This is a genomic window from Allomuricauda sp. MMSF_3307 (assembly GCF_030733585.1).
Lineage (GTDB): Bacteria > Bacteroidota > Bacteroidia > Flavobacteriales > Flavobacteriaceae > Flagellimonas.
The window spans coordinates 186,882-201,603 of the sequence record NZ_JASHIQ010000005.1 but is presented as its reverse complement, the minus strand read 5'-3'; the positions used below and the strand labels follow the sequence as shown (position 1 = coordinate 201,603).

At 43.3% G+C, this 14,722-nt stretch carries 17 protein-coding genes; 16 read left to right on the top strand and 1 reads right to left on the bottom strand.

The window, feature by feature from the left end; all coding sequences use genetic code 11:
- The 15 genes from RBB12_RS13460 (at nt 1) to RBB12_RS13395 (ending at nt 11,594) form a co-directional block, all read left to right on the top strand.
- The gene (locus RBB12_RS13460; protein WP_306013944.1) at nt 1-1,401 is read left to right on the top strand and encodes an RHS repeat domain-containing protein; all 1,401 of its coding nucleotides are present in this window, start codon (nt 1-3) and stop codon (nt 1,399-1,401) included.
- 32 nt (nt 1,402-1,433) lie between these two features.
- Nucleotides 1,434-1,826: an RDD family protein gene (locus RBB12_RS13455; RefSeq protein ID WP_306013945.1), complete on the top strand. Its 393-nt coding sequence runs from the start codon at nt 1,434-1,436 to the stop codon at nt 1,824-1,826.
- A complete protein-coding gene (locus tag RBB12_RS13450) occupies nt 1,823-2,797 on the top strand; it encodes an RHS repeat-associated core domain-containing protein (RefSeq protein WP_306013946.1) in 975 nt (324 codons plus the stop codon). The genes RBB12_RS13455 and RBB12_RS13450 overlap by 4 nt, the downstream gene beginning before the upstream one ends.
- Nucleotides 2,798-3,164: 367 nt before the next feature.
- Nucleotides 3,165-4,040 (top strand): RHS repeat-associated core domain-containing protein, encoded by an 876-nt coding sequence (locus tag RBB12_RS13445; RefSeq protein ID WP_306013947.1) that lies wholly within the window; start codon nt 3,165-3,167, stop codon nt 4,038-4,040.
- Nucleotides 4,041-4,478 carry an RDD family protein gene (locus RBB12_RS16130; RefSeq protein WP_409557904.1) on the top strand — a complete coding sequence of 146 codons (438 nt, stop codon included), beginning with the start codon at nt 4,041-4,043 and terminating at the stop codon, nt 4,476-4,478.
- The gene (locus RBB12_RS13440) at nt 4,475-5,437 is read left to right on the top strand and encodes an RHS repeat-associated core domain-containing protein (protein WP_306013948.1); all 963 of its coding nucleotides are present in this window, start codon (nt 4,475-4,477) and stop codon (nt 5,435-5,437) included. The genes RBB12_RS16130 and RBB12_RS13440 overlap by 4 nt, the downstream gene beginning before the upstream one ends.
- Nucleotides 5,427-6,296, top strand: a complete 870-nt coding sequence (locus RBB12_RS13435) for a toxin-antitoxin system YwqK family antitoxin (RefSeq protein WP_306013949.1) — start codon at nt 5,427-5,429, stop codon at nt 6,294-6,296. The genes RBB12_RS13440 and RBB12_RS13435 overlap by 11 nt, the downstream gene beginning before the upstream one ends.
- Nucleotides 6,297-6,400: 104 nt before the next feature.
- Nucleotides 6,401-6,712, top strand: coding sequence for a hypothetical protein (locus RBB12_RS13430; protein ID WP_306013950.1), 312 nt, complete (start codon nt 6,401-6,403; stop codon nt 6,710-6,712).
- Nucleotides 6,713-6,771: 59 nt separating this feature from the next.
- A complete protein-coding gene (locus RBB12_RS13425; RefSeq protein ID WP_306013951.1) occupies nt 6,772-7,494 on the top strand; it encodes a hypothetical protein in 723 nt (240 codons plus the stop codon).
- Nucleotides 7,491-7,961: a hypothetical protein gene (locus RBB12_RS13420; RefSeq protein ID WP_306013952.1), complete on the top strand. Its 471-nt coding sequence runs from the start codon at nt 7,491-7,493 to the stop codon at nt 7,959-7,961. The genes RBB12_RS13425 and RBB12_RS13420 overlap by 4 nt, the downstream gene beginning before the upstream one ends.
- Nucleotides 7,958-8,413, top strand: coding sequence for a hypothetical protein (locus RBB12_RS13415; RefSeq protein ID WP_306013953.1), 456 nt, complete (start codon nt 7,958-7,960; stop codon nt 8,411-8,413). Before RBB12_RS13420 ends, RBB12_RS13415 begins: the two co-directional genes overlap by 4 nt.
- Nucleotides 8,410-9,675, top strand: a complete 1,266-nt coding sequence (locus RBB12_RS13410) for a hypothetical protein (protein WP_306031026.1) — start codon at nt 8,410-8,412, stop codon at nt 9,673-9,675. The genes RBB12_RS13415 and RBB12_RS13410 overlap by 4 nt, the downstream gene beginning before the upstream one ends.
- Before the next feature lie 23 nt (nt 9,676-9,698).
- Nucleotides 9,699-9,986: a hypothetical protein gene (locus RBB12_RS13405; protein WP_306013955.1), complete on the top strand. Its 288-nt coding sequence runs from the start codon at nt 9,699-9,701 to the stop codon at nt 9,984-9,986.
- A gap of 1 nt (nt 9,987) precedes the next feature.
- On the top strand, nt 9,988-10,452 hold the full coding sequence (locus RBB12_RS13400; RefSeq protein ID WP_306013957.1) for a type II secretion system protein J: 465 nt from the start codon (nt 9,988-9,990) through the stop codon (nt 10,450-10,452).
- Between the two features lie 14 nt (nt 10,453-10,466).
- Complete coding sequence (locus tag RBB12_RS13395) at nt 10,467-11,594, top strand: type II secretion system F family protein (protein WP_306013958.1); 1,128 nt, start codon at nt 10,467-10,469, stop codon at nt 11,592-11,594.
- A gap of 146 nt (nt 11,595-11,740) precedes the next feature.
- Here RBB12_RS13395 and RBB12_RS13390 read toward each other — a convergent pair whose 3' ends face one another.
- Nucleotides 11,741-13,291 carry a M28 family peptidase gene (locus RBB12_RS13390; protein WP_306013959.1) on the bottom strand — a complete coding sequence of 517 codons (1,551 nt, stop codon included), beginning with the start codon at nt 13,289-13,291 and terminating at the stop codon, nt 11,741-11,743.
- A gap of 133 nt (nt 13,292-13,424) precedes the next feature.
- On the opposite strand from RBB12_RS13390, the gene RBB12_RS13385 reads away from it, so the two are divergent.
- On the top strand, nt 13,425-14,681 hold the full coding sequence (locus RBB12_RS13385) for an FAD-binding oxidoreductase (RefSeq protein ID WP_306013960.1): 1,257 nt from the start codon (nt 13,425-13,427) through the stop codon (nt 14,679-14,681).
- Nucleotides 14,682-14,722: the final 41 nt, after the last annotated feature.

The window sequence follows — 14,722 nt, the reverse complement described above, 5'->3', positions numbered from 1 at the left end:
GTGCCCAACACGATAAATACTATTGGGTATTTGGCACGCAACAATATGGAAGACATTACCTATATTTACAATGCCAGTGGGCTGGTAACCGAGGTAGAGTACCTGGGCCACCCCTTGGTAAAGTTCTTTTACACGTTGGAGCAAGAAAAGCCCACTGGGCTTTTTGGTGACAAGCGCGGTGGAGCGTTGGCGAACCATAGGGTAAAAAAGGAGACCTACGATGATAACGGCATACTGCAGAGCAGCACCTACTACGTGCGCGATGTGGCCGGGCAGGTAATGGCCGTGTACAGCGACGAGTTCGGGAACATGGCCTTGGTGGAGCAGCCGATCTACGGAGCGGGCAGGCTGGGCATAGCCTATAACGGCAACAACAATACCAAGGCCTATGTGTACGAGCTAACGGACCACTTGGGCAATGTGAGGGCGGTTTTTGGTACGGATGGCAACGAAGCGGGCCTAAAAGGGTTTACAGACTACTATCCCGGCGGGATGGCGATGCCCAATAGAAACCTTGAGGACGCAAACGGTTACCGTTATGGTTATCAAGGCCAATATGCAGAAGAGGACAAGGAGACCGGATTGAACGCCTTTCAACTTCGGATGTACGATTCGAGGATAAACAGATGGCTTTCCCCTGACCCGTATGGGCAATACAATTCTCCATATTTGGCAATGGGCAATGATTGGGCCAATGGTGTGGACCCAGATGGTGGTTGGAAGACCAAATTTGGTGCTTGGCTTTGGAAAACCTTTAATGGCGGCGGTGAAATTGTTGGGGAAAAAGGCAATTGGAGTGTGGCTCAACAAGGTGCAGATGGTTGGGATACGTTTATTACCAATGGTAGCTTCGTACCTGAACATCGTAGGGATTTTGCTGCTGTGCCAGGCTCTGGTTTTTCCCTTTTCAATGTTGCAAATTCTGTTGAAACCCCTGATAGGTTGCCAATTTATGTTAAAGCACAAGCTGATTTTAATTATGGTGGATTTGGTTTTGATTTGAAAGCAGCAGGTGGAAATGTTACTTTACAAAGTAATGCAGGGAAGAAGTCAATTTATTCGATTGGAGGCGAAGCAGATTTTTGGGAAGGAGATTTCACTAACCTTTCCTTTATACAGAACCCATATAACGAAAATAAGGGTGGAACTGAAACAGGATGGGGAGTCAATGGAATTTTTGGTTATAGCGAAAACTATGACACTCAATTCAACCGAGAATCAACAACTACTAATTATGGAATCATAGAGCATACAAAGATTTTTCATAACGAATCCATCCATAACTTAGGCAAAGTTAAACAGGATAGATACGGATGGTCTTTTGGCGGAGAATTTAATGCAGTATACGGTGTTCGGGCTAACATTGAATTTGGTTGGATATCCCAAGGTGTCCCTGAATAAAAGAGTTTTTTTAATATTTAAATCCTACCATAATGAATGATATAATTCGTCGTGCTGTAGCTTTTTACGTGGATGCACTAATCTTTTCGATACCAGCATATTTTGTTTATTCCACTATTTTCTTTAAAACAGCCAACAATCCTCAATCACGATTTGATGATTCCAAGGTTCTTTTGGTTCAAATAATATCTTATATAATTTACTTCACAGTTTGTGAGTTTTTTTTTAAGAGTACCTTAGGGAAAAGTCTTTTTAGATTTAAAATAAAAGGTGAAAATAATGAAATCAATTTGTTACAAGTGTTGGTAAGATCTTTAGCTAGAATCATTCCTGTAAATCAAATTTCTTTCTTGTTTAATGATAAAAAAATATTTTGGCATGAGAAATGGTCAAATCTTTATACTGTCAAGAGAAGTAAGCCATGAAAGACGACAACCATGCCAATTTGGAGGGCTATACCGATTACTATCCCTTTGGGATGCCCATGCCCAACAGGACCCTGAGCGGAGCCGAAGGGTACCGCTATGCCTTCCAAGGACAGGAAAAAGATCCTGAGACGGGCAAGGAAGCGTTTCAGTTGCGTTTATGGGATAGTAGAATAGGAAGATGGCTCACCACCGACCCGTATGGGCAATATGCTTCGCCATATTTGGGTATGGGCAACGACCCCATAAATGGAATAGATCCGGACGGCGGCTGGAAATGGAAACTATTTGCAAAATGGGCAAGGAACAAAGCGGTCAATGCGGGTCTAAACCCTGGTGAACTTTATAAGAGCAATGGAGAATGGGGGTTCAACACCAGTTCCGGTGGAGAAGTGTTCAACCCACATGTCGGTGGTCTGCAATACGAGACCTCGGTGACCTTCAACTATACAGGTGCGTGGAAAAACACTATACCTGCACAGATTACGCCGTTAACCGGGATAAACAACTTTCAAATGTGGAGACAGGCTGCACCTGAAAATAATTGGGATGCTATCAAGCATGTAGGTGCAGAGTTGACATTTGGCACGGCCGACAATGTGAAGGTGCTTTTGACCGGGTCTCATTTTGGAAACGGACCATGGTTCAAAGGGTCTATACCTAACAATTCAGATGCTGGTGTTGACGGCTTAGTAACGGTTGCAACTTTGGGTTACGGAAGCACTTTTAAAAAAGGCCTCGAAACTTTGGATTCATCCGTTGATTTATATCGTGCTTTTTCGAAGGCGACAAAGGGGCAATTTACAGGGCCTAACCATGCTACTTTAAGATCAAAGGCGTATCGTGACATGATAAGACAGCACAATATAAGAGTCAACAATAATGATGCTGTCAAGCAATTTAAAGATTTTGATACGGATTTAAGTAGAGCTATGGAGCTAATAATACAGGATACCAGAAGAGAAGATTAATAAAAATGGTCGACTTTCAAATACTTGAATTTTTCGGAGGATTATTGATATGGTGTTTGCGTGGCTTCAATGGAAGCCTAAAAGATGCTCAGAGCCACAAATATTCGGCCGTTACGGGTCTATTAGTAGTAACGGCACTTATTTTGATAGTGATAAAAGTTGTGGGGTAAAGAAAGAATATTATCAGAATTTATGTAGAGCCACGGCGAGAGCTGTGGCTTTTGACTAGCATTGAAATTAATAAATGAGTTTGCAGACTGCCATAAGACAAAATAGTGTTGACCACTTGGGAAATGTACGGGCGGTTTTTGGCACGGAAGGCAACGAAGTTGGCCTAAAGGGGTTTACGGACTATTACCCCGGCGGCATGGCGATGCCCAATAGAAATCTGGAGGATACCAACGGCTACAGGTATGGTTATCAAGGGCAGTTCGCAGAAGAGGATAAGGAGACGGGATTGAACGCCTTCCAACTTCGGATGTACGATTCGAGGATAAACAGATGGCTGTCACCTGACCCGTATGGGCAATACAATTCTCCATATTTGGCAATGGGCAATGATTGGGCCAATGGTGTGGACCCAGATGGTGGTTGGAAGACCAAATTTGGTGCTTGGCTCTGGAAAACCTTCAACGGCGGTGGCGAGATTGTTGGAGAAAAAGGCAATTGGAGCGTTGCCCAGCAAGGTCCAGATGGTTGGGATACATTTGTCACGAATGGCTCCTTTAAAACATCGTGGGAAAAAGACAACCCTTGGTGGACTCGATTAAATACTCAACAACAATATAGTTATCCAAAAACAGAGTTTTATGTCGAAGCCCAAGCAGATTTTAACGTTGGTGGGATTGGTGCAGATGTGAGAGCATTTGGTTCAACTTTTGCTTTATTTGGCGAAGCAGGCAGAAACCCTATTTATTCAATTGGAGGGGGCTATAATACTGAAACAGGCCCCATTGACCATACTTTTGCTGGTTTACCCGAAGACCCCAATCAAGACTTTGGATTATCAGTTGGCAAAGGTTTGGGAGCAGGTGTCAATTTTAATAATGAATTGAGTATAAATAAGGTCACATATAGTGCTGGATTAACTAATCTAATTATTGAGTATCATACTGAGGATACTCATAAAGGCCAAACAAAAATCAAAAGTGTTAGCTCGGAACAGGAATTTGGCGGGTCGATAAATTTCATTTATGGTATAGAGGCATACATCAAATTTGGGGTGAAACAAACAAACGAATAAATGGAAAAGAAGTTTAACACAAGAAAGTTATTGGAATCCTTAATTGTTAGAAGACTCATTTCATTTTACATTGATTTAATAATTGTTTCAATTATTAGTTTATTGTATCTGTTTTTTATTGACGTTAATGGTCCTTTTGTACAAAATAAAGGTTTTCCTTTTTGGGACGCAAACAGGATTTGGGTGTTTCAATTGATAGTTTACTTCTTATATTTTTTGCTTCTAGAGTATTTTTTAGGATACACTTTTGGTAAGAAAATTCTAAATTTAAGAATATCAACAAACGTTTCCCAAAATCCAAAGTTTTTCAAAGTTTTATTCAGGACGTTCATCAGAATTCTACCAATCAACCCTATTTCTTTCTTGTTTAATGCAGAAAAAAGGTTTTGGCACGAGAAATGGTCAAATGTTTATACTGTCAAGAAAAGTAAGACATGAAAGAGGACAACCATGCCAATTTGGAGGGCTATACGGACTACTATCCCGGCGGGATGGCGATGCCCAACAGGAACATGCAGGATGCCAATGGCTATCGTTACGGCTATCAGGGCCAATATGCCGAGGAGGACAAGGAGACCGGATTGAACGCCTTCCAACTTAGGATGTATGATTCCAGGATAATGAGGTGGCTCTCCCCTGACCCCTATGGGCAATACAATTCTCCATATTTGGCAATGGGCAATGATTGGGCCAATGGTGTAGATCCAGATGGTGGCTGGAAATCCAAGTTCGGGGCATGGCTTTGGAAAACCTTTAATGGCGGTGGAGAAATTGTTGGGGAAAAAGGCAATTGGAGCGTGGCCCAACAGGGAGCCGATGGTTGGGATACCTTTATTACCAATGGTGACTTTTCTGGTAAGGGCTTCCAATATACACACTTAAACTATACCCCACTCCCTGGAGCGACTATTGGGGCAGAGAAGATGAGGGGCAACAATCCTTTTACCGGTAAAAGATGGGACTGGTTCGAGAGCCGATTGAGCGGGGAAAAGTTTTACGGTAACGGCAGCGAGGAATATGGCAATACCAAAGGAAAGCACGGCGAGGTATATGGCTCCCAAGACTATAATGACTGGTTGATACCTGGTTCAAATGGTGGCAACCTGAGATTTTGGGCGCACAAGCCCAATACCGTAAACCATATGTTGAGGGCTGCACGGGATGGTGTAAGTGCTGTTGATCAGGCGAATAACGTTGCATCTGTTATTATCGAGCCTGTTGATAATGATACTATCACTTATCTTCTTCAGGCTTGGAAAAATGGCGTTCATTCGGGAGGTATTGGAGGAGAATATAAAGGAGTAAGATCAAGTAATGGTAGAATTAGTAATTATTTTGAATCTGGAAACACTTATGAATGGGATTCAATCCAAAAAGTACAGCTTTATGGGAACTAGAATATGCTATCTAATCTTGATGACTTTATTTTTTACTGGGTGTACCAACAGGGAAAAAGTTACATATCACACTAACGGCAATGTTAAGATTAGGGTTCCGTTGAAAGGTTCAAAGTATGAAGGCACCCTGCGTGAATATAGTGAAGATGGGGCATTAAAGTCAAAATATGAATATTTAGACGGGAAAAGACAAGGTATTTCGGTACATTTTTATGAACCCGGTTACAAATTCTCGAAAAGTGAAATAAGCTGGGAAGACAACAAAGCGGTATACCAAAAAAACTTTGGGAAGGATTGTTTAGTGGTAAGTGAAGGAGAATTGCTCAAATATAATTTTAAAATAGGTACTTGGAAGTTTTACGGGAATAATGGCAAAATAAAGGAAAGACAAGAGTTTATAAATATTGACGGAGAGCCATACCTGAACCAAAACTGGAAGTACAATCAAAAAGGAGATACTATTGGAGGAAACTATTATAAAGTCAAGACCACTTTTTCAAAGGATGATATGGTTAGGATACATTTTTTTTTAGCACAACCATTGATATCATATGAAAGTGAACTTTATGTGTGTCTCCCAAAAGGAAAAGGTTTAAAGAACGATTTTAGCAATGAAGAAAGCTACAACTGGGACACCATCTATAATTTGGAAAAGAGGTTCAAGCCTCAAGGAAAATTCAAGAATGCCAATCATGATGTGGTCTTTGATTTAGAGTTAAAAGATTCTACGGAAAAAAATCTGAAGGGATTTTTATTGGAGAAATCAAATGAAGCATTAGATACGGTGGATTTTATAACTCGAAAAATATACTTTGACCTGCCTGTCTATATAAGTGCAGATTCATCATCCAGTCGCTAGTCTTGTGTCCCCCGCTAGCGCAAGCGTTCCGCTTGTGCCATACAGAATAAAATAAGAGAGCCACTGTTGGAGCCGTGGTTTTTGACTAGAATTGAAATTAATAAATGAGTTTGCACACTGCCATAAGACAAAATAGTGTTGACCACTTGGGGAATGTGCGGGTGGTTTTTAGAACAGATGGCAACGAAGCGGGCCTAAAAGGGTTTACCGACTATTATCCCTTTGGGATGCCCATGCCCAACCGGACCCTGAGCGGAGCCGAAGGGTATCGCTATCCCTTTTCATATTATATAAAAACAGATTTACGGTGGTCTGCAATGTTTTCAAGGGTAAACATTTGTCAACTATTTAAATTTATCGTATCTATGATACGAGAAAAAAAAGACCCCTACCTTTTTCTCCCAACCTCACCTTAATTACAGCATTTTTAATTTTATCCTTTCAAGGGAGGATCAAGGGTGCCCAAATGTTACTTATGAGACCTACATTGATACTAATTTTCATGGCTGCCATGTTTTGCAGCTGTGGTCCCCTGCGCCAATTGCAAAAGTCTGGTTCGCAAGTTCCGGTACTAGGGTCTATCGGCCAACAGCAATCCTCACTGTTCAAAAAAGAATTCCAAAAGGTAGGGGAACCCCATTTGGCCACTCCCATAAGCGTTTCTTTGGAATCCACTCCACTTTCTGGAAAGGCCAGAGCTCGATACAACCGCTTTAGGGAGCGAATGGGGAGGGCACCGTTGACCCAGACCATGGACACTACCCAACTGACGGGATTAAAGTATTACCAAATTGAAATAAACGATGCCGTGCATCTAGTGGAGGCGCTCAATGATGCGCTGAATGCAAACCTGAGAACCTATCTCAAGGAAAACACCAAACTAGAAGTCATTTCCTCCATGTATTTTGTGGTCAATGCGGATCTGTCCGAAAAAATGGATGAGACCGAAAAACTGTACCTGACTACGGATCAATCTGGAGCCTTATCCCTTAAGATGGGAAACGCTAGAAATGGCGATTCAATTAAACTTTCGGACATGTACATTTTCGACTACAGAACAGCCTCCTTTTGTTGGAACAAGGACAAGAGAGGACAGCTGCAAATAGCCCAAATCCTTTTTGATGGAGGTGCTTGCCCTGGCAATACTAAGGCCAATCCAGAGAAGTTGAACAAAACACCTGACTACTTGAAGCTATGAACAAACGAATCATTTTGATGATGCTAATAGGTTCTATTGGTCTTTGTGCCTGTGAGGACATTCTGGAGGTTCCTGATATTTCTGCCCAGACCATCAACATATTGGCACCTACCAATGGCACTATTTTGACCAACAATACGGTAAACCTAAACTGGGAAAATGTGGAAGAGGCAACGGGGTATACCGTGCAAGTGGCCACCCCCAATTTTGAAAATGCGGCTCAAATCCTTATGGACAGTGTCATTGAAATGGACACCTTGGGATATTTGCCCACCCAGTTGCAGCAAAACCTGCTAAACGGGAACTATGAATGGCGCGTCAAGGCCTTCAATAGTGGTTTTGAGACTCTCTATTCGACAAGCGTTTTTCAAGTCAATTGGGACGAGGATGTGGCTCTCTCCACTAAACTGCAATTGGTTTCATCAGAAAATGGGAGCAAAACCGATAACTATACCATAGCCAATTGAGCAAAAGCGCCAAAACATACACGCTTCTAGGCCTCGTGCTATTGATATGGGGCATCATAGGTTTTAAGGTGATCAAGGCCCTGACCCATGAACCCGATATACCGCCGATGCAGGTCACAAAATCCGAGCTGGTCCAAATCGCAAACACCAAGGATTCTTTCTCCATTAATGCTGACTATCGGGACCCCTTTTTAGGTACCCTTCCCGGCACAAAAAAGAAGATGGCCCAAAGAACGATTAAAAAAGAGCCGGTCCAGAAAAGAAATATTATATACTCAGGTCTGGTCACAGAATCAAGTACGGGAAACACCCTATTTTTTATTTCCATAGATGGGCAGCAACATATGATGTCCCTTAAGGAGGAAATCAATGGTGTGACCTTGGTCAACGGGAATGATAGGCAAATCAAGGTCCGCTACGGAGGACAATCGGAAACCATATCGCTGCAATGATGTTCTTTACAAAAATCAGGGCGGGTGCACTACAGTTCGTACTCTTCATAGGAACCATCATCGTGCTCCTGCTTTTCGGATTCATTTTGATGAACCACAGCAACGCCCTCTTGGACAAACGATCGGAAACCTTGGTAGACCTTATCCAAGAGACCAATTCTGGATTAAGGACATCCTTTGACAATCCTATGCACAGTGGACAACAAAGAAATTTAGATTCCAATATTTCAGGGATACACACAACGGTCTCAAAGGATTATTGGGGACTTATTGAAAAACGGAAAGTGGTATCGGAAAAGGGGAAGTTGCGTTTTGAGAAATTGGCCCTTGTGGGTCATCAAGCTGGGGAGCGCCAAGCCCTGTATATCAAGGATGCCAACCGACCCTTGGTCGTTGCGGGCAGTGCCAAGATTGTGGGGGATGCCTATTTGCCCGAACGGGGCATCAAGATGGGGAATATCGGAGGGCATGGGTATACAGGCCCCCAACTGGTGTATGGCAACAGCTATAGAAGCCAAGGACAACTCCCCAGTATCCATCAGGAAGCCAAACAACAATTGCAACAATTTACCAGTACATACCAGAACTTCAAGGGAAACCGTACCAACTTGCGGGCGGACACCGATGTAAAAAACAGTTTTACCAATGAGACCCTGCTCATCGAGGACAACCTTGTCGAATTAGGAAATGTATCACTCTCAGGAAACATTGTCATTCGGGCGACCAATGAGATTCGTATCAATTCTACTGCAAGGTTGCGAGATGTTGTCCTGATTGCCCCAAGAATTGCAATAGGGGATGGGGTCAAAGGATCTTTTCAGGCTATTTCGAGTGAAAGGATAATGGTGGGAAACAACTGCCAACTGGAATACCCGACTGTTTTGGCTGTAAACAGCAACCCATCCAAAACAACAACTATCAATAGGACAAGGGAACCCGCCATTTCAATAGGACGAAGATCAATCGTAGCGGGCTCGGTAGTTTATCTGGACAAAAAGGAACAAGGGGGACTGCCCTTGTTCATGACTATTGACGAGGGAGCAAAAGTGGCAGGTGAAATCTATTGCGAACAGAGCCTGGAGCTAAAAGGTAGCGTCTATGGCAGTGTCATTACGGATTCGTTCGTCGCCTTTGAAAATGGAAACACCTACCTGAACCATCTGTTCAACGGTGAGATAAACGCCTCATTATTGCCAAAGGAATTCAGCGGTTTGGTCTATGGGGACAAACAAATAAACAGCGTGGTCAAATGGATGTACTAAAGAGAATAAAGGGCTCAACCCTTATGGAAACTTTAGTCGCCACCGTGCTGATCGTGGTGGTGTTCATGATGGCCAGCTTGACCCTGAACGCCCTGTTTTCCACCACCATTACAACAAACGATGAGCCCGTAAGACAGGAACTGCTGTTCTTGCAATATACCTTTGACCATGGAAAACTTTCCTTGCCCTATTATGGTGAATTGGACGCATGGGATATTTCCGTGCAAGAACAGGAGGTTCAAGGAACAAAGACAATCGTTTTTTTGGCGGTAAATACAATCAATAACAGGGAAGTTACCTATACCAAATAAGATGAATACGCTGACCCAACGCATAAAAGCCTTTACGCTCCACGAAATGCTTGTGGTATTGCTGATCACCGCACTGGTGGTGGGCATGGCCTACAGTGTTTTGCGATTGGTGCAGGTACAAATGAGCGGCATTGCCTCAAACTATTCAGAGGCCGCCAGAATACGGAGGTTGAAACAGAGCCTTTGGGCAGACTTCCATTCGCATGATAGAATTTGGTACGAGAGTGAGACAAAGGAGATGATCATGGTAAATGAATTGCAACAGGTCCGTTACCATTTTATGGAGCAAATGGTGGTGAAAGCTCAGGATACCTTTAAGGTGGACATTCGTGAACTCACTCCCTATTTTAAAGCAGAGCCCGTAACCAATGGCGAGATAGATGCCTTGGATTTGTATATGAGACAGCATAACCGGGTGAGGCTATTTGTGTACAAGGAGAACGCTGCAACAAGTTATATCGACTGACAATGGGCTTTAAATTGGAACATACAATAAATCAGACCAACACTACACCAAAGCAAAAAAATGAAGTGGACAAATGGCTGAAAAAGGAGATAACCCTGTTCGGTTCCTTCTTTAATTCCAGACGAAAGGAGGGTTTTTATGGCGAGCTTGCCATTTTGTTGAAGGCAGGACTACAACTGCGCGAAGCCCTGGAACTTGTAGCCTCCAACCAAAAAAAGGAAAAAGTGAGGCTGTTTTTGGAAGGAATGGTACTGGAGCTGGACAGTGGCCTCGGCTTTTCGGAAGTCCTGCAACAACGAAAGGAGTTTACGGAGTACGAATATTACTCAGTGGAAATTGGCGAAGAGAGCGGAAATTTGGGAACCATACTCCAGGAATTGGCCACTTTCTTCTCCCAAAAAAATGAGCAGCGAAGAAATTTGGTCAATGCGTTGACCTATCCGTTGATCATCTTTTGTACGGCCATCTTGGTGGTTGTCTTTATGCTTAGGATGGTGGTTCCCATGTTCAAGGACATTTTTGAACAAAATGGAGTGGAGCTGCCCACGATAACCCAGTACATTATTGGCATTTCCAATTTTATTGAGGGCTATGGTCTGCTATTTTTGTTGGGGTTAGCAGTACTCATCGTATTGCGAAAACCGTTGATGCAAAAGGAAGCCTTCAAACGAAAATGGGACTATCTGATGCTTAAGATTCCGTATCTGGGCAATTTCATCAGATTGGTCTATATGACACAGTTCACTCAAGCGGTGACACTTTTGACCACCTCAAAGGTACCTTTGCTGAACAGTGTCCAAATGGCAAAGAAGATGTTAATGTTCTTTCCCTTGCAGGATGCCTTGGAAACCATGGAGGCAAGAATATTGAAAGGGGTAAGCCTACATCAAAGTTTACAAGGTAACCAAGTCTTTGACCATAAAATGGTATCGTTGGTCAAAGTGGCCGAGGAGACGAATCAGACCGAATATATCTTCAAAAAGCTGAATCAGCAGTACGCAACGGAAGTACAACAGAAATCCAAAATGCTCTCTACCGTGATGGAACCTATCATTATCATAGTCATCGGTGTTTTCGTTGGTGTCATCTTAGTATCCATGTATCTGCCGATGTTTAGATTGAGTAGTGTATTGGGAGGGTAGTTGTATTTAATTAATGAATCATTTTCAACAATAGAGGATTTAACGAATACTGGGACTTCCAGACAAGCTCCGAATGACCAAAGCATTGTTTTTTCAAAAAAAAGCCCCCACATCGGAGGGCTTTTCTATCTAAAAAGGTCAATCTCTTAATCCGCAGCTTTGTCAACCACCAATCTTCCAGGTCTGTTGGCAATTTCCCAAGCCGTGTAAAAAATAAGCCGGGTTCGGTTTTCCAACAAATCGTAGTTGATTTTATCGGGAGTGTCACCTGGGCGGTGATAGTCCGCATGGGTACCGTTAAAATAAAAGATGATCGGAATATTGTTCTTGGCAAAATTGTAATGATCGCTACGATAGTAAAAACGATTGGGGTCGTTTTCATCGTTGTAGGTATAATCAAACTCAATGTTGGTGTATTTTTTATTCACCGCTTCGGATAGGTTGTGCAGTTCCGTACTCAACTTGTCCGAACCGATTATGTATAAGTAATTTCTCGCCCCAGCGTAGTTGGGGTCAATACGCCCGATCATATCAATGTTGAGGTCCACCACGGTATTTTCCAAAGGAAAGACCGGGTCAACATCGGTATAATATCTTGATCCCAACAGTCCTTTTTCTTCACCCGTCACATGCAGAAAAACTATTGAACGCTTGGGGCCGTTACCCTCATCGGCCGCTTTTTTAAAGGCTTGAGCGATTTCCAACAAAGCCACGGTACCCGAACCATCGTCGTCCGCACCATTGTTGATTTGCCCATCGGCAGTGACTCCTATATGATCTAAGTGGGAGGAAATGATTACATATTCCTCCGGTTTTTCACTTCCTTTAATAAAGGCCACCACATTTTCGGAATCGATCTGGTCATTGCCACTTGTCAAATTCAAATCAATATCGGCCTGTACAACTTTAGGAACGTCGTCTTCCTCAATATCAGACTTAATGGCTTGTGCAGCAGGCATGTCCAAGATAAGCAGCATCGGGTTGTCGGTATCCCCGGCAAGTTGCATTCTTCCGCTGTCATTGGTTCTGATAAAATCAAAATATCCTCGGAATCTTGGGAAGTTTTGAACATCGAGGTACAAAACGCCTTTGGCTCCCTTGTCGTTGGCAATGGATGCTTTTTTGCTGATGGATTCGGACAGATTGCTCCATTCCGATTTTTTTGAGGTACCGGACAACACATAATTTCCATCACTGTCCACAGGCTCGCCCGCCTTCATCAGTACCAATTTGCCCGATACATCGATGCCGCTGTAATCGGAATAGTCCCCATCTTCGATACCGTATCCTGCATACACAATTTCGTTATAAGTGCCCTGGGCAGAGGTAAAGGTCACCACTTCTTTGCCCAGTTCAAAGGCTTGACCATTAAAACTTAGGCTTCCCACAGGAACTTTTGAAACTTCCAACGGCACTTTTTGAAAGTAATCCCCATTGGATTTGGCAGGAGGAACATCCAAGGATTGGTAGTGCGCCTTGATATATTCCACGGCTTTCTTCTGTCCCGGAGTGCCGGTTTCCCTTCCTTCAAACTCATCCGAAGCGTAGGTGTATAAATGTTCCTTGAGGTCTGCCTCGGTAATTGTTTCGGCATACGGCACAGGGTCCGCCATAGGTTTGGCTGCCTCGGAAACGGTTTTTTGGGAAGAATTGCATGCCAAGGACAACCCCAGCATCAATAGAAGTAATTTTTTCATTAGAGTTGGTTTTCAAAATCCCCCAAAAGTAGTCAAAAGTTAGTTAAAGAAATCACATCGACCATTTTAACGGAATCAAGTCCTTTATGTATCTTGGCACTTCGAATTTGTGGAAACCCTTAAATGGCGCACTATGGGCAAGAGCAAAACTGTGATTGTGATCGGAGGAGGAATCGTTGGTCTTTCCACAGCATATTTTTTGCACAAGGAAGGACATCAGGTGACCGTATTGGACAAATCGGATATTTCGGCCGGAGCTTCTTTTGTAAATGCAGGCTATTTAACGCCAAGCCATATTGTATCCTTGGCCTCACCTGGCATGATTACCCAAGGAATCAAGTACATGTTCAACTCCTCGAGCCCCTTTTATATGAAACCCAGATGGGATATCGATTTCATCAAATGGGCATGGTACTTTAAAAAGTCCTCCACCAAAGCCAAGGTAGAGAAGGCAATGCCGGTAATTCGCGACATTAACCTGTTGAGCAGAGAGCTGTTTGAAGGAATCCAAGCCTCTGGAGATTTGGGCCACTTTGAAATTGGCAACCAAGGGTTGTTGATGATGTTCCAGACCGATAAGGCCCGCGACCACGAAATGGAAGTAGTGGAAAAGGCCAAGGATTTGGGATTGAACAGTAGATTATTGACCAAACAGGAATTACAGGATTTGGAGCCCAACCTAACCATCAATGCGAATGGTGGCATACTTTGGGAATGCGATAGGCATACAACACCACCTTTGATCATGAGGAATATGTTGGAGTTCCTTGAAACAAATGGTGTTGAGATCCATAAAAATGAAAGTGTAACCGACTTGTCGGTTTCAGGAAACCGGGTTACCGATGTTCGAACGGAAAAAGCAACCTACTCGGCCGATGAAGTGGTTCTGGCTGCAGGTTCATGGACGTCCGACCTATCAAAGAAAATCCGATTACAACTGCCCCTACAAGCAGGAAAGGGGTATCGAATCAACATGGAAGAGCCTACGGGAATTACGTTCCCCGCCATTTTGATGGAAAAAAAGATTGCTGTCACCCCTATGGAAGGTTTTACCCGATTTGCCGGCACTATGGAGTTTTCGGGAATCAACCATACCATTCGTAAGGAGCGGGTAGAGGCCATAGCAAGAGGGGTGGAAAGCTACTATGAAGGTTTGAGCATCCCCGAAAAGGCCAAGGCCGAGGCCAAATGTGGACTTCGTCCAGTTTCACCGGATGGGCTTCCTTACATTGGGAGGGTTAAGCACATGAATAACCTCACCATTGCTACCGGTCATGCCATGATGGGATGGAGCTTGGGCCCTGCTACAGGTAAATTGGTCACCGAGATCATTTCCGGGCAAGAATTATCCATGGGTATAGCCCCTTTTGACCCCCAACGTAAATTTTAAGATATTTCTTTCCTATTGCGGCATGATATGTGTCCTAAGAT